General features: G+C 65.9%; 24 protein-coding genes and 2 pseudogenes. 18 read left to right on the plus strand and 8 right to left on the minus strand.

The features are described 5' to 3' along the window. Window positions 1-2 precede the first annotated feature (2 nt). On the minus strand, window positions 3-1358 hold the full coding sequence (locus tag ACM62G_RS02005) for an MFS transporter (protein WP_273825012.1): 1356 nt from the start codon (window positions 1356-1358) through the stop codon (window positions 3-5). A 350-nt stretch (window positions 1359-1708) separates the two neighbouring features. Here ACM62G_RS02005 and ACM62G_RS02010 point away from each other — a divergent pair, with 350 nt between their 5' ends. Next, the gene (locus tag ACM62G_RS02010) at window positions 1709-2425 is read left to right on the plus strand and encodes a FadR/GntR family transcriptional regulator (RefSeq protein WP_273825014.1); all 717 of its coding nucleotides are present in this window, start codon (window positions 1709-1711) and stop codon (window positions 2423-2425) included. A gap of 4 nt (window positions 2426-2429) precedes the next feature. Here ACM62G_RS02010 and ACM62G_RS02015 read toward each other — a convergent pair whose 3' ends face one another. Next, complete coding sequence (locus tag ACM62G_RS02015) at window positions 2430-2876, minus strand: winged helix-turn-helix transcriptional regulator (protein WP_273825016.1); 447 nt, start codon at window positions 2874-2876, stop codon at window positions 2430-2432. A 101-nt stretch (window positions 2877-2977) separates the two neighbouring features. On the opposite strand from ACM62G_RS02015, the pseudogene ACM62G_RS02020 reads away from it, so the two are divergent. Further along, window positions 2978-4179 (plus strand): annotated as a pseudogene (locus tag ACM62G_RS02020) (MFS transporter). 2 nt (window positions 4180-4181) lie between these two features. Here the strand turns inward: ACM62G_RS02020 and ACM62G_RS02025 are convergent. After that, window positions 4182-4721, minus strand: a complete 540-nt coding sequence (locus tag ACM62G_RS02025; protein WP_054061563.1) for a cytochrome b — start codon at window positions 4719-4721, stop codon at window positions 4182-4184. After that, window positions 4718-5797 carry a catalase family peroxidase gene (locus ACM62G_RS02030; protein WP_273825018.1) on the minus strand — a complete coding sequence of 360 codons (1080 nt, stop codon included), beginning with the start codon at window positions 5795-5797 and terminating at the stop codon, window positions 4718-4720. The genes ACM62G_RS02025 and ACM62G_RS02030 overlap by 4 nt, the downstream gene beginning before the upstream one ends. A gap of 185 nt (window positions 5798-5982) precedes the next feature. On the opposite strand from ACM62G_RS02030, the gene ACM62G_RS02035 reads away from it, so the two are divergent. Further along, window positions 5983-6489, plus strand: a complete 507-nt coding sequence (locus tag ACM62G_RS02035) for an RNA polymerase sigma factor (RefSeq protein ID WP_419736606.1) — start codon at window positions 5983-5985, stop codon at window positions 6487-6489. Then, window positions 6486-7235, plus strand: coding sequence for an anti-sigma factor family protein (locus ACM62G_RS02040; RefSeq protein WP_419736607.1), 750 nt, complete (start codon window positions 6486-6488; stop codon window positions 7233-7235). Before ACM62G_RS02035 ends, ACM62G_RS02040 begins: the two co-directional genes overlap by 4 nt. Window positions 7236-7244: 9 nt before the next feature. Here ACM62G_RS02040 and ACM62G_RS02045 read toward each other — a convergent pair whose 3' ends face one another. Beyond that, window positions 7245-8081 carry an IclR family transcriptional regulator gene (locus ACM62G_RS02045; RefSeq protein WP_419736608.1) on the minus strand — a complete coding sequence of 279 codons (837 nt, stop codon included), beginning with the start codon at window positions 8079-8081 and terminating at the stop codon, window positions 7245-7247. 245 nt (window positions 8082-8326) lie between these two features. Here ACM62G_RS02045 and ACM62G_RS02050 point away from each other — a divergent pair, with 245 nt between their 5' ends. From ACM62G_RS02050 to ACM62G_RS02090, 9 genes are all read left to right on the plus strand, one after another. Beyond that, a complete protein-coding gene (locus ACM62G_RS02050; RefSeq protein ID WP_273825023.1) occupies window positions 8327-9355 on the plus strand; it encodes an ABC transporter ATP-binding protein in 1029 nt (342 codons plus the stop codon). Then, window positions 9352-10227, plus strand: coding sequence for an ABC transporter permease (locus ACM62G_RS02055; RefSeq protein WP_054061316.1), 876 nt, complete (start codon window positions 9352-9354; stop codon window positions 10225-10227). Before ACM62G_RS02050 ends, ACM62G_RS02055 begins: the two co-directional genes overlap by 4 nt. Next, on the plus strand, window positions 10228-11022 hold the full coding sequence (locus tag ACM62G_RS02060) for an ABC transporter permease (RefSeq protein ID WP_054061317.1): 795 nt from the start codon (window positions 10228-10230) through the stop codon (window positions 11020-11022). 7 nt (window positions 11023-11029) lie between these two features. Further along, window positions 11030-11320 (plus strand): (2Fe-2S)-binding protein, encoded by a 291-nt coding sequence (locus ACM62G_RS02065; protein WP_273825025.1) that lies wholly within the window; start codon window positions 11030-11032, stop codon window positions 11318-11320. Further along, a complete protein-coding gene (locus ACM62G_RS02070) occupies window positions 11317-12672 on the plus strand; it encodes an NAD(P)/FAD-dependent oxidoreductase (RefSeq protein ID WP_273825027.1) in 1356 nt (451 codons plus the stop codon). The genes ACM62G_RS02065 and ACM62G_RS02070 overlap by 4 nt, the downstream gene beginning before the upstream one ends. Then, window positions 12669-13784 carry an NAD(P)/FAD-dependent oxidoreductase gene (locus tag ACM62G_RS02075; RefSeq protein ID WP_273825028.1) on the plus strand — a complete coding sequence of 372 codons (1116 nt, stop codon included), beginning with the start codon at window positions 12669-12671 and terminating at the stop codon, window positions 13782-13784. Before ACM62G_RS02070 ends, ACM62G_RS02075 begins: the two co-directional genes overlap by 4 nt. A gap of 33 nt (window positions 13785-13817) precedes the next feature. Then, window positions 13818-14870, plus strand: a complete 1053-nt coding sequence (locus ACM62G_RS02080) for an ABC transporter substrate-binding protein (RefSeq protein WP_273825030.1) — start codon at window positions 13818-13820, stop codon at window positions 14868-14870. Window positions 14871-15190: 320 nt separating this feature from the next. After that, a complete protein-coding gene (zapE, locus tag ACM62G_RS02085) occupies window positions 15191-16315 on the plus strand; it encodes a cell division protein ZapE (protein WP_419736609.1) in 1125 nt (374 codons plus the stop codon). 83 nt (window positions 16316-16398) lie between these two features. After that, the gene (locus ACM62G_RS02090; protein WP_054063946.1) at window positions 16399-17706 is read left to right on the plus strand and encodes a leucine-rich repeat-containing protein kinase family protein; all 1308 of its coding nucleotides are present in this window, start codon (window positions 16399-16401) and stop codon (window positions 17704-17706) included. 123 nt (window positions 17707-17829) lie between these two features. Here the strand turns inward: ACM62G_RS02090 and ACM62G_RS02095 are convergent, their stop codons facing one another. Continuing rightward, complete coding sequence (locus ACM62G_RS02095; RefSeq protein WP_054057399.1) at window positions 17830-18534, minus strand: YebC/PmpR family DNA-binding transcriptional regulator; 705 nt, start codon at window positions 18532-18534, stop codon at window positions 17830-17832. 216 nt (window positions 18535-18750) lie between these two features. On the opposite strand from ACM62G_RS02095, the gene ACM62G_RS02100 reads away from it, so the two are divergent. Beyond that, window positions 18751-20568: a type VI secretion system Vgr family protein gene (locus ACM62G_RS02100; protein ID WP_419736610.1), complete on the plus strand. Its 1818-nt coding sequence runs from the start codon at window positions 18751-18753 to the stop codon at window positions 20566-20568. A 16-nt stretch (window positions 20569-20584) separates the two neighbouring features. Here the strand turns inward: ACM62G_RS02100 and ACM62G_RS02105 are convergent, their stop codons facing one another. Then, window positions 20585-21442 carry a LysR substrate-binding domain-containing protein gene (locus ACM62G_RS02105; protein ID WP_273825038.1) on the minus strand — a complete coding sequence of 286 codons (858 nt, stop codon included), beginning with the start codon at window positions 21440-21442 and terminating at the stop codon, window positions 20585-20587. Window positions 21443-21556: 114 nt separating this feature from the next. Here ACM62G_RS02105 and ACM62G_RS02110 point away from each other — a divergent pair, with 114 nt between their 5' ends. Both ACM62G_RS02110 and phnX read left to right on the plus strand, forming a co-directional pair. Continuing rightward, the gene (locus ACM62G_RS02110; protein ID WP_273825040.1) at window positions 21557-22711 is read left to right on the plus strand and encodes a 2-aminoethylphosphonate--pyruvate transaminase; all 1155 of its coding nucleotides are present in this window, start codon (window positions 21557-21559) and stop codon (window positions 22709-22711) included. Between the two features lie 10 nt (window positions 22712-22721). Continuing rightward, entirely contained in the window at window positions 22722-23549 is an 828-nt protein-coding gene (gene phnX, locus ACM62G_RS02115; RefSeq protein WP_419736611.1) for a phosphonoacetaldehyde hydrolase, read from the plus strand. 238 nt (window positions 23550-23787) lie between these two features. Here the strand turns inward: phnX and ACM62G_RS02120 are convergent, their stop codons facing one another. Next, on the minus strand, window positions 23788-24345 hold the full coding sequence (locus tag ACM62G_RS02120; protein WP_054057395.1) for an NADPH-dependent FMN reductase: 558 nt from the start codon (window positions 24343-24345) through the stop codon (window positions 23788-23790). 219 nt (window positions 24346-24564) lie between these two features. On the opposite strand from ACM62G_RS02120, the gene ACM62G_RS02125 reads away from it, so the two are divergent. Both ACM62G_RS02125 and ACM62G_RS02130 read left to right on the plus strand, forming a co-directional pair. Then, window positions 24565-24801 carry a hypothetical protein gene (locus ACM62G_RS02125; RefSeq protein WP_054057394.1) on the plus strand — a complete coding sequence of 79 codons (237 nt, stop codon included), beginning with the start codon at window positions 24565-24567 and terminating at the stop codon, window positions 24799-24801. Window positions 24802-24900: 99 nt separating this feature from the next. Further along, a pseudogene (locus tag ACM62G_RS02130) lies at window positions 24901-25796 on the plus strand (LysR family transcriptional regulator).

A 25796-nucleotide genomic window follows, 5' to 3' on the forward strand; every position in this document is an offset into this window, starting at 1 on the left:
GTTTAGTGGGATTCGTTCAGGGCCGGGCCGATGCTCCCCGGCACGCCATGCCCGGGTTTGGGCCGAGTGCGGGCAAAGAACACCAGGATCGCCGCGATCACCGAGGTCGCCGCCAGGCCGTAGAGGCCGCCCTGGATCGAACCGGTGTTCTGCTCCAGCAGGCCGAAGGTGGCCGGTGCGACGAAGCCGCCGAGGTTGCCGGTGGAGTTGATCAGGGCAATCACCGCCGCCGCGATCCGCGCATCCAGGTAGGCCTGGGGGATCGGCCAGAACAGCGACGAGGCGGACTTGAAGCCGATGGCGGCGAAACACACCGCGACGAAGGCGAACACCGGCCCGCCGGTGGTCGACATGAACATCCCGGCCGCCGCCACCAGCAGCGCCGTGGCAACCCAGGCCTGCTGGTGCTTCCACTTGCCCGAGGCCGCCGCGAAGGCATACATGGCGATAATCGAGATCAGCCACGGAATGGAGTTGAGCAGCCCCACCTGCAAATCGCTGAGCGCACCCATTTTCTTGATGATGCTCGGCAGCCAGAAGGTCGCCGCGTAAATGGTCAGTTGAATGCAGAAGTACAGCAGGCAGAACAGCAGGATCTGCCGGTCCTTGAGCAGGCTCCAGGTCGACGGCCTGATCGGCATCGACGCCTCGCGGGCCCGCTGCTCCTCGTCGATCGCCTGCACCAGCGCCTCCTGCTCGGCACGGCCCAGCCATCTGGCGTCGCGCGGCGCGGAGTCGAGCCAGAACCAGGTGAAACCACAGAGCACCACCGAGGCCATTCCCTCGATGATGAACATCCACTGCCAGCCGTGCCAGCCCAGGCCTTCGATCTGCAGCAGGGCGCCGGACAGCGGACCGGAGATCAGCGAGGCCAGCGCCGAGCCGCTGAGAAAGATCGCGATGGCCTTGCCCCGCTCCACCCCCGGCAGCCAGCGGGTGAAGTAGTAGATCACCCCGGGAAAGAACCCGGCCTCGGCGATCCCGAGCAGGAAACGCAGGATGTAGAAATGGGTTTCGTTCTGGACGAAGGCCATGGCCGTGGCGACCACGCCCCAACTGAACATGATGCGGGTCAGCCAGAGCCGTGCGCCGACCTTCTGCAGGAGCAGGTTGGAAGGCACCTCGAACAGCGCGTAACCGATGAAGAACAGCCCGGCACCGAAGCCATAGGCGGCGGCACCGATGCCCAGGTCATGCTCCAGGTGCGTGCGCACGAAGCCGATGTTGACCCGGTCGATGTAGTTGACGATGAACATGATGACGAACAGCGGCAGGACATGGCGCTTGACCTTCGCCACGGCGACGGCCAGCAGTGAATCGTGTGCCGCTGACGCGGACGGATCGAGGGTGTGGTTCACGACGGTCTCCCACGGATTATTGTTGTGTGCGGGGTGCTGGCCAACTCAAGCCAGTCGACAGTCATCATACGAGTAGAAAAATCTGCTAACAAGCACTTCGATGTTGTGGCACGCCCTCAACGCTCAGGAAAACGCTCGGAATAAAAACCTAATTATTTGTTTTATAACAACTAATTTCCAATAAATATATTTTCTCTGGTGAGCCTTTTCATTTGAACCGGACGGGGCTGACCCGGCCTTCACGGGAAAAACACCTGAAAAACTGAACTTGTCATACATGTATCGCCGCCACTCACACCACTTGTCGTACAAGTGTTAAGCTTTCCCCCTCACACCCCCACGATACGACCATGAGCACTGACAGCGATCTCCCCACCGCGCGCCGCAAGCGCACGCCCAACCTGGCCACCGACCTGGTCAATCACCTGACTCAGCGGATACGCCTGGGCGAGTTGAAACCGGGCGAAAAGCTGCCGTCGGAAAGCGCGATCATTCGCGAGCACAAGGTCAGTCGCACAGTGGTGCGCGAGGCGATCTCCAAGCTGCAGGCCGCGGGCTGGGTCGAGACCCACCACGGCGTCGGCAGTTTCGTGCTGGAACGCGAGGAGGGCCACGGCCTGCGCCTGAGCGCCGACACGGCCATGAGCGTGCGGGGCCTTCTCGAATTGCGCCTGGGCCTGGAAACCCAGGCCGTCGCCCTGGCGGCCCGCCGACGTACCGATGAACAGCTGCGGCAGATGCGCGCGGCGCTGGACGAGTACCAGAGCCTGCTGGCCAACAACGACAGTTGCGTACCCGCCGACCAGCGCTTCCACCTGCTGATCGCCGAAGCCACCGGCAACCCGTATTTCGTCGAGATCCTGCTGCATCTGGGCAACTCGATGATCCCGCGGACCCGGGTGCACGCAGCCGAACGCGGCAATGCCGACCTGCAGGCCCTGGGCCGCTTGGCCAATCAGGAACACGAGGCGATTCTCGCCGCGATTCGCCGCCAGGATGCCGATGCGGCACGGGCGGCGATGTGGACGCACCTGAGCAACAGCCAGGAGCGTTTCGCCGGCGAGTAGACGGTCAGCCGGCCGGGATTCGCCGGCAGTCGTCCGGCCCGAGCAGGCGACCGTCCTCGGCGCGCAACTCCAGCGGCCTGAGCGGCAACCCCTGCTCGCGGTCGACCATGACCGAGTGCGGCTCCTGCGGCCCATAGCAATGCGCCTCGCCCCACTGGCGCAAACCGATGATCAGGTTGAACAGACCCCGGCCCTTTTCCGTCAACACGTACTCCTGGTACGCGCTGCCATCCGACGCCGGAACGATGTCCAGCACCCCCTGCCCGACCAGGCTCTTCAAGCGCGTGGCAAGAATGTTGCGCGCCAGCCCGAGGTTGCGCTGAAACTCGCCGAAGCGGCGAAGGCCGTCGAACGCATCCCGAATGATCAGCAACGACCAGCCATCGCCGATGGCCGCCACCGAGCGGGCCACCGGGCATTCGGCGGCTTCCAGGCTGGAACGTTTGACCATGGCAAGGGACTCCGGCAGAAAAATGTGGTTGCAATGTAAAACCAGCCTCTCTAGGGTACAAGTAGTTTTAAATTGAAACCATCTACTCGAGGAGCCTTGCCATGACACTTGAAGCCCCGGCCAGCACCGATATCGCGCAGACCGGCAGCCGACTGTCCAGGGTCACAGTGCTGCTGTTCGCCGTCGCCTGCGGACTGTCGGTAGGCAATGTGTACTACGCCCAGCCCCTGCTGGATGCCATGGCCGATACCTTCGCCATGGATCACGCCACGGTCGGCATCGTGGTCAGCCTGAGCCAGGTCGGCTACGGCCTGGGCCTGCTGTTGCTGGTGCCACTGGGCGACCTGTTGAACCGCCGACGGCTGATCGTCGGCCAGATGCTGCTGTCGGTGCTGGCCCTGCTGCTCGCGGCCCTGGCCCCGACAGTGCCTGGCTGTTGCTGGGCATGAGCCTGATCGGCCTGCTGGCGGTGGTGACCCAGACCCTGGTGGCCTATGCGGCACAACTGGCGGCGCCAGGCGAGCGCGGCCAGGTCGTCGGCAGCGTCACCAGTGGCATCGTCGTCGGCCTGCTGCTGGCCCGCACCGTCGCCGGGGGCATGGCCGACCTGGCCGGCTGGCGTTCGGTCTACCTGTTGTCGGCGCTGCTGACCCTGCTGATGGCCGTGGCACTCTGGCAGGTCCTGCCCCGGCATGAGCCGCCCAAGCCACGCCAGGGTTATGGCGCCCTGATCGCTTCGCTGTTCGGGTTGTTTCGCGAGGAGAAGGTACTGCGCGATCGGGCGGTACTGGCGATGCTGATCTTTGCCGCCGGCACCGTGCTGTGGACTCCGCTGGTGCTGCCCCTGAGCGCTCCGCCACTGTCGTTGTCGCATACCGAAATCGGCCTGTTCGGCCTGGCAGGGGCAGCCAGTGCGCTGGGCGCGGCGCGCGCCGGACACTGGGCGGACCGTGGCCGGGCGCAGTGGGTGAGCGGCCTGGCGCTGGCGATGATGCTGCTGTCCTGGCTGCCCATCGCCTTTACCCAATCGTCGCTCTGGGCCCTGCTGCTCGGGGTGATCGCCCTCGACCTGGGCCTGCAGGCGGTGCATGTGACCAGCCAGGCGCTGATCTACAGCGTCCGGCCCCAGGCGCAGAGCCGATTGGCGGCGGGCTACATGCTGTTCTATTCAGTGGGGAGCGCCGGTGGTGCCGTGGGGGCCACGGCGATGTATGCCTGGGGCGGGTGGACCGGGGTCTGCCTGTTGGGGGCCGCGATCAGTGCCACGGCCCTGGTGTATTGGGGGTGGTCCGTGAGGGGGTGAACTCAGTCCTTGCCCCGCAGCATGCTCTCCAGTACCCCATCCCGGCGGATCCAGCCATGGAACAGTGCCGCCGCCAGGTGCATCAGCACCGTCAGGAACAGCAGGTAGGCCAGGTAGCCGTGGGCCTTGCGCAACCAGGCAAAGGTCGCGGCATCCGCCGACAACAGTGCCGGCAGGCGGATCGAACTGCTCAGCATCACCGGATCACCCGCCGCGCCAATCATCGCCCAGCCCAGCAACGGCAGCACCAGCATCAGCGCATACAGCAGCACATGGGAGAGCTTCGCCGCCAGCACCTGCCACCCCGGCAGATCCGCCGGCAGCGCCGGCTGCCGCGTGCCGAAGCGCACGGCAAGCCGTACGATCGCCAGTACCAGAATCGCAATCCCCAACGGCTTGTGCAGGTGGATCAGCCACTCGTGCCGTGCCGACACCGAGGCCACCATCCCGGCGCCGATGAACAGCATCGCCAGGATCATCAGCGCCATCAGCCAGTGCAGCAGGCGCGCCAGGGGAACGAAATGTTTCAACGGGGCGCTCATGGACGGGACTCCTGTTGGGCGTGAGTGGCGGGCATCTGGCCGACTTCGCTGGTGCGACGCAGGTAGGAACTGGAATACGCCGCCGAACGCGCCGCCAGCAGCGGGTCGGCCGAGGCCTCGATGCCACTGGGCAGGACCAGCGGGTCGTAGTTGATGTCACGGCAATCGCCGCTGTCCTGCGGTTGCGTGCTCTCCAGCACCAGGGTGCCGGCGTTGAGCACCTTGTGCTCGCCGGTCCAGGCCTTGCTCGCATCGTCGATCGGGTCGCCGGGGTTGGCCAGGGTGATGCGCAGCTCCCATTTCAGCGGACCGGCCGCCAGACGCTGTACCAGATCCTTTTCCAGGAAGTCGGCAGCGGCCGGCGCCACCGCGCCGGGGGTGTCCTGATTCAACGGCACATAGCCCCAGCGTACCGCCTGGCGCTGGCCCGCGGCATTGACCAGGTAGAAGGCGTTCAGCGCGTTGTAACTCTCGGTGGCATAGCTGGCCGAAGGCTTGGCGGTCTTGACCCATTGCAGGAACGGACCGGTTTCCGGATGCGCGGCAAAGAACGCCGCCAGCGCCGCCGGGTTCGGCTTGCCGGTCGCCGGGTCCGGCGCGGAAGCCTTGAGCTGCTCGTAGAAGGCTTGCGGCGTACTCACCGGGAACACCGGCATGCTGTTCATCCCGCTGCGCCATTGCTGGCCGTTGGCGAGAATAAAGCGCAGCCCCAGGCTGCGGATCGGCACGCTGCTGTCCGCGGCGTAGGGGTTGCCCCCCGGCAGGGCGAAACGCCCTTCCACCGGCACGCTGCCTTCGGCGAAGACCTTGGCGATGGAGTACGGACGGGCTTCAGCGCTGCTTTCGAAGTAGCCCGCGACGCAGACGCCCTTGGCGTGGTTGCGCCGCAGCCCCGGATAGTGGCCGCTGTTGTTCTCCAGCGTATCGACGATGCGCGCGGGCGTCAGGCGTTGCGGATCGAGCCGGCCACCGACATAACCGAGGGCGCCGGCCAGCGCCGCCACGACCACGGCGATACCGGCCAGACGCAAGACCTTGCTCGTACCGCTCAGTGGCGGCGGGGTGTGATCTACCATGAAAAACTCCAGGGCCCTGGGCGGCCACACGGTTGGGGAGCGAGTAGGACGCAGGTCGTCAGGGGTTATTCCCGGGCGTCGATAATTTATTTCGATCAATATTTTTCCGCTGACTGGAATAACCTTCAGGCACGGACGTCTTCCTGCATCCAGCGTAGTGACTGACCAGAACCCTGCAGGTTTCCATGAACGATCTCGACGAACAGCTACGTGAACTGATCCCGCGCATGCGGCGCTTCGCCGTGTCCCTGACCGGCAACCCGAGCAGCGCCGACGACCTGGTCCAGGCCAGCCTGGAGCGGGCCCTGTCCAGCTGGGGCAGGAAACGCCCGGACGGCGACCTGCGCGCCTGGCTGTTCTCGATCCTCTACCGGCAGTTCCTCGACGCCCACCGGCGCCAGCGCCGTTATGCGCGAATGCTGGAATTCTTCACCGGCCGCGACGACAGCGAACCTTCGGCGGAACGCACGGTGATGGCACAATCGACCCTAGCCTCCTTCGAACGCCTGTCGGTGGAGCAGCGTGCACTGCTGCTCTGGGTCTCGGTGGAGGGCTTGAGCTACAAGGAAGTCGCCGAGATCCTCAACGTGCCCATCGGCACCGTGATGTCGCGTCTGTCCCGCGCCCGCCAGGCCCTGCGCCAACTCAGCGACGGCGAAATCGCCAGCCCTTCCCTGCGGATACTCAAATGATCAGCATGCCTCCCAGCGAACGCGACCTGCACGCCTATGTCGACCATCAGCTCAGCGATGCCGACCGGCAAATGATCGACAGCTACCTCGCCAGCCACCCGGAAGTGGCGCGTCAGGTCCGCGACTGGCAACGCGATGCCCAGCACCTGCGGGCGGCCCTCGGGGCGACCCTGCAACTGCCCGCCAACCCCGGACTGGACCCGGTCGCCATCCGCCAGCGCCTGCGCGCCCGCTCCCGGCACCACCTGGCCAGCGCGGCGGTGCTGCTGATCGCGGTGAGTGTCGGCGGCCTGGGCGGCTGGCAGGCCCGCCAAATGACCCTGCCGACGCCACTGCCGATGGCCGACGCGGTGCAGGCCTACCGCCTGTTCGCCACCCGGGACATCCTGCCGGCGGACTTCAAGGTCGAGGGCAACGGCGACCTGCAGGGCTGGCTCGACCGCTACTTCAGCCGGGCCAATCGCCTGCCCAACCTGGACAACGCCGGCTTCAGGCCGGTCAGCGCGCGCCTGCTGAGCACCGAACAGGGCGCGGCGGCGATGGTCCTCTACGAAGACCCGCAAGGCCGGCGGATCACCTACTACATGCGCCCGCCAGGGCCGCAGAACCACTTGCTGGAACGTGGCCACCGCCGGGACGGCGAATTGCAGGCCGAGTACTGGTCCAGCCCCGGCTACAACTACGCGATGGTGGCGCCGGCCGATACGCCGGTGGCGCAGGTGCTACGTCAGACCAGCCGGTTCTAGTCGCAGGCGCTATTCCGGCGCACCGAAGATCTGCGAAGGGCGTCGTAGCAGCGGATCGAACGGATTGATCCGCGGGCCGATCGCCGCCGCCTCGCGCTTGAGCAGCTCCACCACCGTCGGCAAACGGTCCGGCCCGAGACGGTCGCTGATGGTCGCCACGCTCAACGCCGCGACCGCCCGCCCATCGCGATCGAGAATCGGCACCGCCACCCCCGCCATGCCCTGCAAGACACCGGTGTTGCGCCCGGCATAGCCGAGCTTGCGCACGTTCTCGACTTCCGAGCGCAGGAACACTTCGTCGTACAGGTGAAAGTCCCGCAGCCGCGGCAGGTTGTAGCGGATCACCGTTTCCCGCTCGTCTTCCGGCAGGAACGCCAGGATCGCCAGGCTGCCCTGCCCCACGCCCAGGGCCACCCGGCCACCGATGTCGCCGGTGAAGGTACGGATCGGGAACGGCCCCTCGCTGCGATCCAGGCAGATTGCATCGAAACCGCTGCGCGCCAGCAGGAACAGCGAATCGCCGAGCGAAGCGGACAGCCGCAACAGCGCCGGGCGCACCAGTTCGCGCAGGTTGCCACTGCGCCCGGCACGGGCCGCCAGGGCAAAGAACTCCAGGCTCAGGCGATAGCGCTTGCTGCGCGCGTCCTGCTCGACCATGCCCTCGTCCATCAGGCTGCGCAGCAGCCGATGGGTGGTCGGCTGGGACAGGCCGATGCGTTCGGCCAGTTGCGTGACCCGCTCGCCCTCTTCCGGCGAGTCACCCAGACTGCGCAACACCGCAAACAGTCGGGAGACCGCACCGACTCCGACTTCATTCGATTTTTCATTCCGATCAGTGGAATTCATTTGGCTATTTCTCACCTAAAAATCTGCTGAATGAATTAAACTGAAAATAGTCATTCTTTCAGTGAAATTCACTCTTTCCCACATCCTAGGCTTCGTCCTACTCTGCGTCCACAAGGGGCGATTCGAACAACATCGGTAGCCGACAGACGTCGAGCACCACGCACCCACGCAATGCCCTTTCGTCTCTGCCCATGACAAGAAACGTGCGCCTCGCCGCGCACACCAACCAAAGGTGGAACGCAGTTATGGCCTTTCTACGACTTGAAGGCGTGTGCAAGCGCTATGGCGCCCTCGAAGCGGTGGTCGCCACCAACTTGGCGGTGGACAAGGGCGAGTTCGTCTCGCTGCTGGGCCCCTCCGGTTGCGGCAAGACCACGACCTTGCAGATGGTCGCCGGCTTCGTCGAGGTCAGCGCCGGACGGATCCTGCTCGACGACCGCGACATCACCCATGCCAAGCCCAGCAGCCGCGGCCTGGGCGTGGTGTTCCAGAGCTATGCGCTGTTTCCCCACATGACCGTCCAGGACAACGTCGCCTTCGGCCTGCGCATGCGCAAGGTACCGGCCGCCGACGTACAACGGCGAGTGGCGACGGTGCTGCAACTGGTGCGCCTTCACCAGCATGCCGAACGCTACCCCCGCGAGTTGTCCGGCGGCCAACGCCAACGCGTCGCCCTGGCCCGCGCACTGGTGATCGAACCGCCGGTGCTGTTGCTCGACGAACCCCTGTCGAACCTCGACGCCAACCTGCGCGAGGAAATGCAGTTCGAGATTCGCCGTATCCAGCGCGAGGTCGGTATCACCACCCTGATGGTCACCCACGATCAGGCCGAGGCGCTGTCGATCAGCGACCGCGTGGTGGTGATGCAGGCCGGCCGTATCACCCAGGTCGACGAGCCCTACCGCCTCTATGAACACCCGCGTACCCGCTTCATCTCCGGCTTCGTCGGCAAGGCCAACCTGTTGCCGGGCGACCGTGACGCCAGTGGCTGTCCGCAGGTCCGGCAACTACCCGGAGAAGGCTCGCTGACCCTCAGCCTGCGGCCGGAAAAGATCGACCTGCTGGCCGCCGGCTGCGGACGCCTGCAGGGGCGGATCCGCACGCGCTTTTTCCTTGGCAGCCAGTGGCTGTACCGGGTCGAGACCGCCCTGGGCGAGCTCAGCGTGGTTCGCCGCAACGACGGCTCGCCCCCCTTGGAGGAAGGCGGCCCGGTCGGCCTGGATTGGCCCGGCGAACTGCTGCGGGTCCTGGACACCGACGAGGTGTCGGCATGAGCCTGCTGGCGCGGATGCGCCAGGGCCGGCATGGCTACCTGCTGTCGGCACCGGCCCTGGCCCTGTATGTCGGCCTGCTGGTTCTGCCGCTGGGATTGACCGCCGTGCTGTCGCTCAACGTCTTCGACTACCAGAGCGGCGTGCGCAGCGACGCCTACACCCTGGAGCACTACGGCGCGCTGTTCAGCGATCCCTACTTCTACGAGATCTTCCTGCGCACCTTCTGGATCAGCGGCCTGACCACCCTGCTCTGCGTGCTGATCGGCGTCCCCGAAGCCTACATCCTCAGCCGCATGGGCCGTCCGTGGCGCTCGATCTTCCTGATCCTGATCCTCACGCCACTGCTGATCTCGGTGGTGGTGCGGGCCTTCGGCTGGAGCCTGCTGCTGGGCGCCGACGGCCTGGTCAACCAGAGCCTGCAGGCCATTGGCCTGGCCCCGATGAAGCTACTCTACACGCCGTTCGCGGTGGTGATCGCGCTGGTCCATGTGATGCTGCCGTTCATGATCATCCCGGTCTGGACCTCGTTGCAGAAGCTCGACCCGTCCGCCGAACAGGCCGCGCTGTCCCTCGGCGCCAGCCACGCCAAGGTGATGCGCCTGGTGGTGCTGCCGCAGGTCATGCCCGGCGTGCTGTCCGGCACGCTGATCGTGTTCGGCCTGTCCGCCAGCTCCTTCGCGATTCCCGGCCTGCTCGGCGGACGCCGGCTGAAGATGGTCGCGACGCTGGTCTACGACCAGTACCTGTCGGAGCTCAACTGGCCGATGGGCGCGGCGATCGCGGTGACGCTGCTGCTGCTCAACCTGCTGATCATGCTGTCGTGGAACCGCATGATCGAACGTCGCTACAAGAAATCCCTGGGGGCCGCGTAAATGTCCAGAAACGGCCCGTTGGCCCTGCTGTTCCACAGCCTGATCGTGGTGTTCATGCTCGCTCCGCTGGTGGTGGTGTGCCTGGTGGCCTTCACCCCGGAAAACACCCTGAGCCTGCCGACCACGGACTTTTCCCTGCGCTGGTTCCGCGCCGTGTTCGAACGGGCGGACTTCGTCCAGGCGTTCTACAACAGCCTGCTGCTGGCCTTCAGCGCCGCCAGCCTGGCGACGGTGATCGCGGTGCCGGCCGCCCTGGCGATGACCCGTCATCAGTTCCCCGGGCGGGACTTTCTCAATGGCCTGTTGCTCTCGCCGATCATCATTCCGCACCTGGTGCTCGGCGTGGCGCTGCTGAGGCTGTTCGCCCTGATGGGGGTCAATGGCAGCTTCAGCTGGCTGATCCTGGCCCACGTGCTGGTGATCACCCCCTATGTGCTGCGCCTGGTGCTGGCCGCCGCCATCGGTCTGGACCGCAGCGCCGAGCAGGCCGCCGAATCCCTCGGTGCCGGACGCTTGACGCTGTTTCGCCAGATCACCCTGCCGATGATCCTGCCCGGCGTCGCCGGCGGCTGGCTGCTGGCGTTCATCAACAGTTTCGACGAGGTGACCCTGTCGATCTTCGTCACCTCCCCTGCGACCCAGACCCTGCCGGTGCGCATGTACGTGTACGCCACCGAATCCATCGACCCGATGATGGCGGCGGTGTCGGCCCTGGTGATCGCGCTCACGGCATTGACGATGATTCTGCTCGACCGGGTCTACGGCCTCGATCGGGTCCTGGTAGGCAAACAATGAGGCCGCTATGGCGCTGCTGAAACGACTGGCCGAGGCACAACGCCCGGCCCTGGACTTCACCCTCGACGGCCAGCCGGCCCGCGGCCTGCAGGGCGATACCCTGCTGACCGCGCTGCTCACCGCCGGCGAGCACCTGCGCCACAGCGACTTCGGCGCAGAACCCCGCGCCGGCTTCTGCCTGATGGGCGCCTGCCAGGATTGCTGGGTCCGGCTGGCCGACGGGCGCCGGGTACGCGCCTGCTCGACGATGCTCGAAGCCGGGCAACAGGTGAATCGCGAAGGGAGGTCGAAAGCATGAAGCCCGTGCTGATCGTCGGTGCCGGTCCGGCCGGGATTCGCGCCGCCCAGACCCTGGTCGAACATGGCCTGCGGCCGATCCTGCTGGATGAATCGCCACGGGGTGGCGGGCAGATCTACCGGCGCCAGCCGGAAAACTTCCGCCGTTCGCCCGCACAACTGTATGGCTTCGAGACCGGCAAGGCCGAAGCCATCCACCAGGCCCTCGATGAGCTGCGCGAACAGCTCGACTATCGCCCCGACACCCTGGTGTGGAACGCCGAACACGGCGGTCTCGACACACTGCACCAAGGCCGCGCCGAACACCTCGAATACGCGGCGGTGATCGTTGCCACCGGTGCCACCGACCGCGTGCTGCCGGTACCCGGCTGGACCTTGCCGGGCGTCTACAGCCTGGGCGCGGCGCAGATCGCCCTGAAATTCCAGGGCTGCGCCATCGGCGAACGGGTGGTCTTCGCCGGCAGCGGCCCCCTGCTCTACCTGGTGGCCTATCAATACGCCAAGGCCGGGGCGAAGGTCGTCGCGGTGCTCGACAGCTCACCCTTCGCCGCTCAATGCCAGGCCCTGCCGGGGCTGCTCAGGCAACCGCTGACCCTCGCCAAGGGCCTGTACTACCGGGGCTGGCTGAGCGCCCACGGCATTGCCGTGCACCAGGCCGCGCAACTGCAACGGATCGATGGCGAACAGCGGGTAGGCGGGCTCAGCTGGCGCCAGGGCGAGCAGTCGCACACCCTCGACTGCGACGCCGTGGCGTTCGCCCATGGCCTGCGCAGCGAAACCCAACTGGCCGACCTGCTGGGGTGCCGGTTCAGTTGGAACCCCTTGAACCGCAGTTGGCTGCCGGAGCGCGATCGCGCCGGGCGCAGCAGCGTGGCCGGGATCTACCTGGCTGGCGACGGTGCCGGCATCATGGGCGCCGACGCCGCGGAAATCGCCGGCGAACGCGCCGCCCTGGCACTGCTGGAAGACCTGGGGTACAGCGTCGACCACGACCGTACTGCCGACCTGGAAAACCGCCTGGAACGTATCGGCCAGTTCCGCAGGGGCCTGGAGAACGCCTTCCCCTTTCCCGAACACTGGGCCCGCCAGGCGCCGGACGAGCTGATGCTCTGCCGCTGCGAGGAAGTGCGGGTCGGCGAAGTGCGCACGGTGGTTCGCGAAGGGCATTGGGAGATCAACCGGGTCAAGGCCCACTGCCGGGTCGGCATGGGCCGCTGCCAGGGCCGCATCTGCGGTGCGGCGGCGGCGGAGATCATTGCCTGCGAGAGCGGCCGGCCCCTGGAGGCCATCGGCCGTCTGCGGGCCCAGGCACCGATCAAGCCACTGCCGTTCGGGCTGGAGGTGGCGCCATGATCGAAGTCGAGGTGGCCATCCTGGGCGGTGGTATCGTCGGTTCCTCGGCAGCGCTGGCGCTCAGGCGCCAGGGGCGCAGCGTGGCACTGCTGGAGCGGGATTTCTGCGGCAGTCATTCCAGCGGCGTGAACTATGGCGGGGTACGTCGCCAGGGCCGGCCGCTGTCGCAGTTGCCCTTGTCCCAGCGCGCCCACGAGATCTGGAGCCGCCTGCCCGAACTGATCGGCATCGATGGCGAATACCAGCGCTCCGGCCATCTCAAGCTGGCCCGCAGCACGGCCGACCTGGCCGCCCTGCAGGCCTACGCCGACAGCAGCCAGGGTTTCGGCCTCGACCTGCAGATACTCGATCGTGCGCAACTGCATCGGCGTTTTCCCTGGGTCGGGCAGATCGCCGAGGGCGCCTCGTTCTGCCCCGACGACGGTCACGCCAACCCGCGCCTGGTGTCGCCGGCCTTCGCCCGGGCCGCACGCCAGCTCGGGGCGACCGTGCTGGAGCAGAGCGATGTCAGCCGGGTCGAACACGATGGCCGGCGCTTTATCCTGCACACCGGCCATGGCCAGGAAATCCGCTGCGCCTGGCTGCTCAACTGCGCCGGCGCCTGGGCCGGCAGCCTCGCCGCGCAGTTTGGCGAGGCGGTGCCGATTCACGCCGGCCACCCGGCCATGCTGGTGACCGAACCGTTGCCGCTGGTGATGGATGCCAGCACCGGCGTCGAGGGTGGCGGCATCTATGCCCGCCAGGTCAGCCGCGGCAACTGCGTGCTGGGCGGCGGCCAGGGTTTTGCCCTCGACAGCGCCCGGGCCCGACCGGGCCAGCAGGCGGTACTGGAAATACTCCGCCAGGCCGTCGAACTCTACCCGTTTCTCGAAGGTGCCCAGGCGATCCGCACCTGGAGCGGCACCGAGGGCTACCTGCCCGATCGCCAGCCGGTGATCGGCCCGAGTTCGACCCAGCCCGGTCTGCTGCACGCCTTCGGTTTTGCCGGGGCGGGCTTCCAGATCGGCCCGGCGGTGGGCGAAGTGCTCGCCGAACTGGTCTGCCAGGGCCAGTCCTCGACGCCGATCGAGGCCTTTTCCATCCACCGTTTCCACGCCATTCCCGCCGCTTGAGCGGGCCGTCAGAACCCAGAGGAAGATCGCGCCATGAACAATGCCCCACGCAATGCCCTGATCGGTTTGTCCTGCCTGCCGCTCGCCGCCCTGCTCCTGGCCACGCCGGCCCAGGCGGAGCCGACGCTGTACCTGGGCATGAACGGCGGGACCATGGAACGGCTGTACGCCGACAAGGTACTGCCGCCCTTCGAAAAGGCCAACAACGTCAAGGTGGTGATCGTGCCCGGCACCTCCGCCGACATCCTCGCCAAGGTCCAGGCGAGCAAGGACAACCCGCAACTGCACGTGATCTTTCTCGATGACGGGATCATGTACCGGGCGATCTCCATGGGCCTGTGCAGCAAGCTGCAGGACAACCCGACCCTGGCGCAGATTCCGGCCAAGGGCCGGATCAAGGACGAAGCGGTGGCGGTCAGCCTGGGCGTGACGGGGCTGGCCTACAACACCCGCCTGTTCAAGGCAAAGGGCTGGGCCGCCCCCACCTCGTGGATGGACATGGCCGACAGCAGATACAAGGACAAGCTGGTGTTCCAGTCGATGTCCTCCTCGACGTTCGGCCTGCACGGTTTCCTGATGTTCAACCGGCTCCAGGGCGGCAACGAGACCAATGTCGACCCGGGCTTCAAGGCCTGGCCGACGAGCGTGGGCCGCAACGTGCTGGAGTACATTCCCAGCTCGGCCAAGCTGTCGGAGATGGTCCAGACCGACGAGGCCGCGCTGTTCCCGCTGACGCCGACCCAGGTCACCGCGCTCAAGCTCAAGGGCATCCCGGTGGAGTACGCGCAGCCCAAGGAAGGCGCGGTGGTGCTGAACGTCGCCGAATGTGCGATTGCCAACAACAACCAGCCGGAGCTGGCGCAGAAACTCGCCGAGTTCCTGCTGACGCCCGAGGCCCAGGCGGCGGCGCTGGAGGATGGCGACCAGATCCCGTCCAACCCCAACACCCCGACCAGCGAGCGCACCCGTGGCCAGGTCGAGGCGATGAAGCAATACCTGGAAACCGCCGTGGCGATCGACTGGGATCAGGTCAACCTGCTGCGTCCGGAGTGGAACGCCCGCTGGAACCGCAGCATCGAACGCTAGAATCGTCGGGGCCCGCCGATGCCGTCCCGGCAGGTCGAGGATGCCGTTGCGGGCAACACCGTGCCGGGCCCCGCGTTCACCGCGTAACGTGCAGAACAAACGAGACAGTCATATGCCGGCACCGTTTTTCCGCGCCCGCCGGCACAGGGCATTCGTCGCCCCGGCAGCCATTCCCTTTAGAGATTGCTGGCCGCCTCATTTTCTATTGGTAGAATCGCGGCAGTCCCCGGCAACATGGCACTGCACCACCCAAGTTGTAGCGTTGCCCGGGAGACCAGCACCGCAACGCTCGGAATCTTCACGCAAGGGGACTTTCTCCGTTGGCCGCCACACCCCCTCACCGCCCAGGCAGCAAATCACGCTGGCCGGCACTGCGCCGTCTCTTCGGCAAGACGGCGTCGGGCAAGGCTGGCGTTGCCAAGCCACACCACGATGTCCATGAATACTTCCGGCGCAAGGCCAGCCACCAGGGCTATACCCTGAGCCATAGCCAGCAGCGGGTTATCGAACGCATGGCGCAACAGGCCACGACCCTGCTACAGGGGGCCCCCTCGCAGTTGCGCAGCCTGTACCTGCACGGTGCCGTCGGCCGGGGCAAGAGTTGGCTGCTGGACGGTTTCTTCCAGGCGGTGCCGGTCGCCGAGAAACAGCGGCTGCACTTCCATGATTTCTTCGCCCGCCTGCACCAGGGCATGTTCAGCCATCGCGAAAGCCCGGATGCCCTGGGCGCCACCCTGGATGAGCTGCTCGTCGACTGCCGGCTGCTGTGCTTCGACGAGTTCCATGTCCATGACATCGGCGACGCCATGCTGATCACCCGGCTGTTCAAGGCCCTGTTCCAACGCCAGGTGCTGCTGGTGGTGACGTCCAACTACCCGCCCGAGGGGCTGCTGCCCAATCCGCTCTATCACGCGCGGTTCAAGCCGGTCATCGACCTCATCAACGCACGCATGGAGGTGATGGAGGTTGGCGGCCCCCACGACTATCGCAGCCAGTCGCGCAGCCACACGCAGCAGCAGTTCACCCATGGCCAGTACATCTGGCCCGGCAGCGCCGAGCAGCGCCAGGCTTTGTGCTTGCCGGAACGGGGTGTGCCGGCCAGCCCGCTGACGGTCGGTGCGCGGCAACTCAAGGTGCGCCAGACCCACGACCGCTGCGTGCGCTTCGAGTTTGCCGACCTGTGCGAAGAGCCGACAGCGGTGATGGACTATCTGGAACTGTGCCGACGTTTCGACAACTGGATCATCGACGAACTGCCCAGCCTGGAAGACTGCCCGATCGCCAGCCAGCAACGCTTCATCAACCTGATCGACGTGCTCTACGACCAGGACAAGCGCCTGCAACTGATCGGCGCCGGGCCCCTGCGCGACAGCCTGGGTGGCAACGCCATCGACCTGGCGCGCACCCGCAGCCGACTGGGGCAACTGGTGGAGGTCGGCCCCTGAGCGCGACAACGAGCAAGGTCGCGCCCGGACGGCTATGATGGCGGCCTTTTTCGATGATCGTGACCCGTACGGAACGCCCGCTCATGCACACCCTTGATCAACTGCGCGCCGGCCAATTGGCCGGTATCCGGCGACTCGACCTGTCCTGCGGGCTGACCGAGTTTCCCCGGGAGATCTTCCAACTGGCCGACTCCCTGGAAATTCTCAACCTGAGCGGCAACCGCCTGAGCAGCCTGCCGGACGACCTGCATCGCCTGCCGCACCTGCGTATCCTGTTCTGTTCCGACAACCTGTTCACCGAACTGCCCGGTTGCCTGGGCCAATGCGCCCAACTGAGCATGGTCGCGTTCAAGGCCAACCGGATCGAACACGTGCCGGCAGCGGCGTTGCCGCCGTTGCTGCGCTGGCTGATCCTGACCGACAACCGCATCGCCGAACTGCCCGACGAGCTGGGACGCCGCCCTCGGTTGCAGAAGCTCATGCTCGCCGGCAACCGGCTGCGACAACTGCCGGCCACCCTGGCCGACTGCCACAACCTGGAACTGATCCGGATCGCCGCCAACCAGCTGGACGAGTTGCCGCCATGGCTGCTGACCCTGCCGAGCCTGGCCTGGATCGCCTATGCCGGCAATCCGCGCCTCGACCACACCGGCGAGGTACTGGCCGGTGATACCACGCCGAATATCGACTGGGCGCAACTGCAGCTCGAACAGCGGCTGGGCGAAGGCGCCTCCGGGGTGATCAGCCAGGCCCTGTGGAACCGTCCTTCGGCTGCGGCCAAGGCCGTGGCGGTCAAGCTGTACAAGGGCAGCATGACCAGCGACGGCTCGCCCCTGAATGAAATGAACGCCTGTATCGCCGCCGGCCTGCACCCCAACCTGATCCGGGTCGAAGGCCGCATCAGCGGTCATCCCGATGAGCAGGCCGGGCTGGTGATGGAACTGATCGATCCACGGTTCGCCAACCTCGCCGCCCTGCCCAGCCTCGACTCATGCAGCCGCGACGTGTATCGCGACGACACCCGCTTCAGTCCCGCGCAGGCGCTGCGCATGGCGCGCGGCATCGCCTCGGTGGGTGCACACCTGCATCGCCTGGGGCTGTGCCATGGCGACCTGTATGGACACAACATCCTCTACAACAGCGACGGCGATTGCCTGCTGGGGGATTTTGGCGCAGCGTCGTTCCATTCGCCGACCGATAGCCTGGAAAGCCGTGCGTTGCAGCGGATCGAGGTGCGGGCGTTCGGGATTCTGCTGGGGGAATTGCTGGAACGGGTCGACGGGGATTTCGAATCTGGAGTGTTGGAATCACTGCAGGGTCTGCAAGAGCGTTGCATTCAGCCGGATGTCTTGGCGCGACCGGGTTTCGAAGAGATTTGCGCGCAGCTCTAAGTAGTGCGGGCCCCTGTCGCGGATAAATCCTGCTCCCACAAGCTTTGCGGCGTCCACAAGATTTGTGGTCACCGCGATACAGGGTGGGAGCAGGATTTATCCGCGAACGGGCCGCAACAGGAATCAGCCCGCCAGGCCGACGAACATGTCCTGCACGTCGTCATGGTTATCCAGGCCTTCGAGGAAGGCTTCGACTTCAGCCATCTGCTCGTCGCTCAGGCCGCTGACCGGGTTCTTCGGCTGGTAGCCCAGCTTCGCCGACAGCACGGTGAAACCCTGCTCCGGCAAGGCCTTCTGCACCGCGTCGAGGTCGGTGGTCTCGGTGATGAACAGGGTCGCGCCGTCTTCACCCGGCTCGAAATCCTGGGCGCCGGCTTCGATGGCCGCCACTTCCGGATCGGCGTCCGGGCTGTCCGGCGAAGCCTCGATCAGGCCGACGTGGTTGAAATCCCAGGACACCGAACCGGAAGCACCCAACTGGCCCTTGCGGAACGCCACACGGATTTCCGCCACGGTGCGGTTGACGTTGTCGGTGACGCACTCGACGATCAGCGGCACCTGGTGCGGAGCAAACCCTTCATAGGTCACACGGTGGTACTGCACGGTTTCGCCCAGTTGGCCGGAACCTTTCTTGATGGCGCGCTCCAGGGTGTCGCGAGGCATCGAGGCCTTCTTCGCCTGCTCGACCACCAGGCGCAGGTGCGCGTTGGTGGCAACGTCCGCACCATTGCGCGCAGCGATGGTGATTTCCTTGACCAGCTTGCCGAACAGCTTGCCCTTGGCGTTGGCTGCCGCCTCTTTGTGTTTAACCTTCCACTGTGCGCCCATTACTCACTCTCTCGATCAGTGGCGTCGTGACATTTATTGGCCGACGCTTTGCGCGCAGTTTATACGGCAAAAAGTCACGGATCGACCAAAACCTGACAATCGCTACGACTCTGCGCAGATGATCGTAGGCAATTTCCCAAAAGCTGTTTTGCTGGGTCCCGATATCTCCGTCATTTCGTACCCTCTGCCACAACGTCCCCGACAAAAAGAGATGAAATGGCTCAGGACAAGGCACGACAGATCTCACTGGAAATCGCTTCCCTTCCCGCCCCCCTGCAGGTGATTCGCTTCAGTGGGCACGAGGCCCTGAACCAGCCCTATCGCTTCGACATCGAGCTGCTGGGCGATGACCCCGAGCGGGACCTGCAGACCTTGCTGCATCAACCGGCGTTCCTCGGTTTCGGCCAGCCAGGGGCAGGTGTCCATGGGCTGATCCATGAAATCGGCAGTTGCTACCTCGGCGCCAGCCGCTGCCACTACCAGGTGGTGCTGGGGCCACGCCTGGCGTTGCTCGAAAACAGCGCCAGGCGTCGGGTGTTCCATGACCTGAGTGTCCCCGAGATCCTCGAGCGACTGCTCGACAGCCATGGCCTGAAACCCGTCGACTATCGCCTCGAACTCGGCCAGGGGACCTACCCGCCCCGCCCGTACTGCCAGCAGCATGAGCAGGATGACCTGCAGTGGCTGAACCGGCTCTGCGAGGAAGAAGGTATCCACTATCACTTCGAGCACAGCCCCCGGCAGCATGTCGTGGTCTTCGCCGAGGATCCCCAGGCCTTCCCCGAACGGCCAGGCCTGCTGCGCTACAGCGAAACGCCGTTCAATGGCCAGCCGGCGGTCCACCGGTTGCATGAGCGGCATGCGATGCCTCGTCCGCTCGACAGCCGGCGATCGCCCGGGAGCGGCTGCTCGCCCTGGCCGTCCCCGGTCTGCCACGGGCCATCGGACCCTCATGGCGCAGCCAACCAGGCCGGGCCCTACGGCCTGCACTCGACGCCCGGCGATCCACGGCAGCGCCACGAACGGCAATGCAGCCGTCGCGCCCTGGAACGCCTGCGCTGTGACAGCCGACTGATCCAGGGCTGCAGCGACTTGGGCGAGCTGCACAGCGCCGATGTGCGCCATCTGGGCAACCATCCCCGCCAGGCATTCAACGACCAGTGGCTGATCACCGAAGTCCGGCACTGGGGTGAACAACACGTCGACGGCGAGCTGTCGGACGAGCTGTCCCAGACCCTGCCACACGACGCAGGCCTGCCCGCCCCTGGCTATCGCAACCACTTCCGGGCCATCCCCTGGGCCACTCCCTTCCGCCCGCCTCTGCGCCAGCCCCGCCTGCAACCACGGGGCTACCAGTTGGGAACCGTCCTCGGCCCCGCGGGACAGTCGGCCCGGCCCGATGCCCAGGGACGGCTGCATGTGCAGTTGCAGGATGCCCTGCACGCGCCGGACGCCGCTCCCGGCTGCTGGATTCCTCTCGGGGTCGCCGAAGGCAGGGCCCCGACGGTAGGCAGCCAGGTGCTGATCGGGTGTGTCGACCACGACCCCGAACAGTTGGTGATCTGCGGTTTCCTGAGCGATCGGCAGCCGAAACTCCAGGCGCCGCCCGAACCGCGGAGGGAGGACGAAATGCCCGGGGAAATCTACCTCTACGAACAGCCACGGCAGCCCGGCACCTGCCTGGGCAACAGCGTCTGGTACATCGTGCGCATGCCGCGGCCCGGGCTCGGGGAACTGGCACGCCTGAACCGCGAAGACATCCTGCTCGAAGGCAGCAGCGATGCCCGCGGCATGGCCATGCTGAGCCCTTGCCAGCGACATCGGCTGGCACTGGAACTGGCCGACACGCCGGAACAGCTCTGGCTGCTCTACCCCGGCCAGTGCCTGGCCGTGCACGAATACCTGCGCCAGCACTGGAGCCCCGCGCAGCGCCGGGCGTTTCTCCAGGCAAGCCTGAACAGCCTCTCCGGCAGTTGTGGGGCAGAACTGAACAGCGTCTACGAATGGCTGATCAGGCCCTCGGCACCGGACTGAAGAGCCTAACCGGGGATCACGCCAGCAGCCCGAGAAACGCCTGGATCAGGCGCAACTCGGTACGCCGCTCCAGGCAACCGATCATGTGCCGGTTGCGCAGGCCGTCGCCGATCAGCGGCACGGCCCTGACCCTCGGGTCGTGGCTGACCTCCAGCGAGGAAACGATCCCCAGCCCCAGGTCGGCGGCCACCGCTTCGGTCACCGCTTCACGACTGTCCAGCTCCAGCAGCACCCGCGGATGCACCCCGGCCAGGCCACACGCCTGGTCGAAGGTCCGCCGGGTGATCGACGAAGGTTCACGCAGCACCATGATCATCTGGTCCAGGCGTTGCAGCGCGATACCCTCGGGTTCGTCCTGCCAGGGATGACCGGCCGGCACCAGCACACAGATCCGCGATTCGTTCAAGGCCTGAAGATGCAGCCCCTTGCGCGGCTCGACTTCGGTCAGCACCGCGACGTCAGCATGTTCGGCGAGCAACGCCGCCAGGGTTTCCTGGGCATTGCCCAGCCGCAGGTTGACGGTGACCCCCGGATAACGCTCGCGCAGCCGGGCGAGCATCGGCATCACCAGGTGCGGCCCATCCGCCGCGACCTCCAGGCGCCCGGTCAGCAACTGGCGGTTGGCTTCGAGCATGACCCGCGCCTCTTCGGCCAGGCCGAACATTGCCCGGGTGATCGCCGCCAGCCGGGTGCCCTGCTCCGTCAACTCCACCCGCCGTGCCGTCCGGCGCAGCAACGTGACCTGGTAATGCTCCTCCAGAGCCTTGATATGCCCGGTGACCGCCGGCTGGCTGATGAACAGCCGGGCGGCGGCACGGGTAAAACTGCCCTCGCGGGCCACGGCATCGAATGCACGGAGTTGGAACAGGTTCATTGTTATCGGCCTCACTGATAGCTCGCATAACAACAAACAATTTGATTGATGACAAGGCAAACCGCAACGTATGCCGAGTATCCCGTCAATGATCAGCGCTGCAAGGAAATCCCCATGAGTACCGCCCCCCTCCTGCTGACTCCCGGCCCGCTCACCACCTCGGCCCGTACCCGCCAGGCGCTGTTGCTGGACTGGGGCTCGTGGGACGAGCGCTTCAACCGGCTGACCGCCAGCGTCTGCGAACGCCTGCTGGCCATTGTCAACGCTGCCGACAGCCATCACTGCGTGCCGTTGCAGGGCAGCGGGACCTTTGCCGTGGAGGCCGCCATCGGTACCCTGGTGCCCCGCGACGGCAAAGTGCTGGTGCTGGTCAATGGCGCCTACGGCAAGCGCCTGGCGAGCATCTGCTCGGTGCTGGGCCGGGCCTTCTGCACCCTCGAAAGCGCCGAGGACCAGCCGAGCGACGCGGCCGAGGTCGAACAGCGACTGCTCGCCGACCCGGCGATCACCCATGTCGCGCTGATCCACTGCGAAACCGGCACCGGCATCCTCAACCCGCTGGAGCCGATCGCCGAGGTCGTCGCCCGCCATGCCAAACGCCTGATCATCGACGCCATGAGTTCCTTCGGCGCCTTGCCCATCGACGCCCGGCTGGTGCCGTTCGATGCCCTGATCGCCGCCTCCGGCAAATGCCTGGAAGGCGTGCCGGGCATGGGCTTCGTATTGGCCCACAAGGCCAGCCTGGCCGAGGCCGGTGGCAACTCGCATTCGCTGGCGCTGGATCTGCATGACCAGCAGACCTACCTGGCACGCACCGGCCAGTGGCGCTTCACGCCGCCGACCCATGTGGTCGCCGCCCTGCATGAGGCCTTGCAGCAATATGCCGAGCAGGGCGGCCAGCCGGCGCGTCTGCGACGCTATGCCGACAACTGCCAGGTGCTGCTCGAGGAACTCGGCAAGCTCGGCCTGAGCAGCTTCCTGCCGGAGGCGATCCAGGCGCCGATCATCGTCACCGTGCATGCACCACAGGACCCGCACTATGAGTTCAAGGCGCTTTATGAGCGGGTCAAGGCCAAGGGCTTCATCCTTTATCCGGGCAAGCTGACCGAGGTCGACACCTTCCGCGTCGGCTGCATTGGCGACATCACCCGCCACCACCTGCAGGCCGCGGTCCAGGCCATCGGCGAGGCCCTGCGCGAGATGGGCGTGGCAACCTTGCGCGTGCCGGGCGTTGCCACGCCCACCCTGAACAGCCACTTCCGTGCTTGAGGCAACCACCATGAACTACACCCGACCAACCCGGCTGCAAGCGGCCATCCTCGACTGGGCCGGCACCGTCGTCGACTTCGGCTCGTTCGCCCCCACCCAGATCTTCGTCGAAGCCTTCGCCGAGTTCGACGTGCGGGTCTCCATCGACGAGGCGCGCGGGCCGATGGGCATGGGCAAGTGGGATCACATCCGCACCCTGTGCAACCAGCCACAGATCGCCGAGCGCTACCGCAAGGTGTTCGGCCGCACGCCCAGGGATGTGGATGTGACGCAGATCTACCAGCGCTTCATGCCCTTGCAGATCGAAAAGATCGCCGAGCATTCGGCGCTGATTCCCGGCGCACTCGAGACCATCGCCGAACTGCGCCGACAGGGGCTGAAGATCGGTTCGTGTTCCGGCTACCCGGCCCAGGTAATGGCCAAGGTGGTCGAGCTGGCGGCCAGCAAGGGCTATGTGGCCGACCATGTGGTGGCCACCGATGAAGTGCCCAACGGCCGCCCCTGGCCGGCCCAGGCATTGGCGAACGTGATTGCCCTGGGCATCGATGACGTCGCCGCTTGCGTGAAGGTGGACGATACGGTTCCGGGCATTCTCGAAGGCCGCCGCGCGGGTATGTGGACGGTGGCCCTGGTCTGCTCCGGCAACGCCCTGGGACTGGACTACGAGGCCTACCGGACACTGGATAGCGCCAGCCTGGCGGCCGAGCGCCAGCGCATCCACGGTCTGTTCGAAGGCTCCCGCCCGCACTACCTGATCGACACCATCAACGAGTTGCCGCACGTGATTGCACAGATCAACCAGCGGTTGGCGAACGGGGAGATGCCACAGGGCTGCTGATTTCCAGTAATGGCCTGAATCGCTAGACGCTTCGCGGATGAACCGGACCGCCGACACCCAGAGGGGTACACCCGGCCGGCCGACGCTCGGTTGCCCGCGAAGCTTCTGGCGCATTCAAGACCGCCTTCGCTGGCCCCATCGGGACTTGTGGCGTTCACCAGGTTTGCGCTCCCCCCAATACCCCGCGGGAGCCGGCGATCCGGCGCTCCGATTTATCCGCGAAAGGGCCCTGGAGCCATCAGGCCTTCTGGTGCTGCTCCACCCACTGCCCATAGGCATTGATGAAGCCCTGCAGGAACGGCCTGCTCTGCTCCGACAACTTGCCCGTCTCATCGAACGCACTGCCCGCCCCGCCGAAATAGGCCTCCGGCTGCTGCATGCAAGGCACGTTGAGAAACACCAGCGACTGGCGCAAATGGTGGTTGGCGCCGAAGCCGCCAATCGCCCCCGGCGATACGCTGATCACCGCCCCCGGCTTGCCGCTCCAGGCGCTTTTGCCGTAGGGCCGCGAACCGACGTCGATGGCATTCTTCAGCGGGGCGGGCACCGAACGGTTGTACTCCGGGGTCACGAACAACACCGCATCGGCCGCGGCAACCTGCTCGCGGAAAGTGGTATAGGCCGCCGGCGGCGTGCCATCGATATCCTCGTTATACAGCGGAAGGTCGCCGATCTCGACAATCCTCAGCTTCAGATTGGCCGGTGCCAACTCGGCCAGGGCCAGGGCCACCTTGCGGTTGATCGACTCTTTTCTCAGGCTGCCAACCAGCACAGCGACGGTATGGACATTACTCATGGGCACTCCTGATACGTGGGACAAGGGAGCTTTAGGTATAGATGATCAGCCGCAACCAATGTCAGATTTTTTCCCAGCACAACGCAGGATATGGCCCCTTGCCAACGCTGTAACCGGCAGGATCGGCCGACTATTTTTTTCCCGGGACAAAACTTCCCGGAGCCGGGCAAGGTCTACAGAACCGCAAATCGGCAGTTAATTTCCAGAGGTTCAATACAGATGGCTGCAGTACTCGTCGGACAATTTCATGCACGGGACGCGGAAGGACGCGTGTACTCCGTGCATGAGTTCCAGGAATCCATGCCTTCGGAGGGAGGCCTGGCCGGCACGGAGCCCGTCACCACCTACAAACTGGCCATTGGCGATCGGGTCAATAAACTCGACGACAACGAGTTCCTGCTGGTCCAGTCGGGCATCACCCTGATTCGCGAGCCCGATACCCTTCCCACCCCTTGATGGCGCATGGCTGAACGCACGGTGACCTGCAGTCTTGCAGGCCAACTTGGGGTAGGATCAGTCCACTGACCTCCTCCGTGCGGGACATGGACTTCAAGCATGCGTCTACGCCATATCGAAGCAATCCAGGCCATCCTGCAGACCGGCAACCTCGGCCCCGCCGCCGAGTTGCTGCAACTGCCGGCGTCCACGCTCAGTGCCACCCTGCAGGAGGCCGAGCAGCAACTGGGCTTCCTGTTGTTCGCCACGGTGCGCGGGCGGATGCAGGCGACGCGTGAAACCCGCGAGCTGCAACCGCAGATCAGCCACCTGTACCGGGAACTGGAACCGTTGCGGCGCCTGGCCGCGGAGTTGCGCCAGCACCAGGCGCCGCCCCTGCGGGTGACCTGCACCCCGACGCTCGCCCAGCATCTGCTGCCGCAAGGCATCGCCGCCCTGCGCCGACGCTTTCACGACACCCCTTGCACCCTGGCCAGCCAGCACACCCGCGACATCGTCCGCAGCCTGCTGTTGCGCGAGATCGAACTGGGCCTGAGCCTGCACGATCCCGAACATCCGCAGATCCGCTGCGAGGCGCTGGCCCAGGGCAAGCTGCAACTGCTCGCCCCCCACGGCTGGTTGCAACCCAGGCAGAAGTACATCTCCCTGCAGGATCTGGCGGGTCAATCGATGATCGGCCTGGAACAGCAGGACACCCTCAGCCTGCTGCTCGACAGCAAGCTGCAGGGGCTGCGCCCGCCCCCCAGGTGCAGACGCGGGTACAGACCTACCAGATGATGCGCAGCATGGTCGAAGCCGGCGAAGGCCTGGCGATCGTCGACCCGTTCACGGCGGTGGGGGCCAGGGATGGCGGGCTGGATGTCTGCCCGCTATCGCCGGCCATCCCCATCACCCTGTATGCCCTGACCCTCGAGGAGCGCGAGCCATCACCCGCGCAGAAGGCCCTGCTGGAAATCATCGGCGAAAAGGCCGCGGCCATGCTGGCGCCGACCTGA

It is taken from the genome of Pseudomonas sp. COR18 (genome assembly GCF_048568395.1).
Classification (GTDB): domain Bacteria; phylum Pseudomonadota; class Gammaproteobacteria; order Pseudomonadales; family Pseudomonadaceae; genus Aquipseudomonas; species Aquipseudomonas fuscovaginae_B.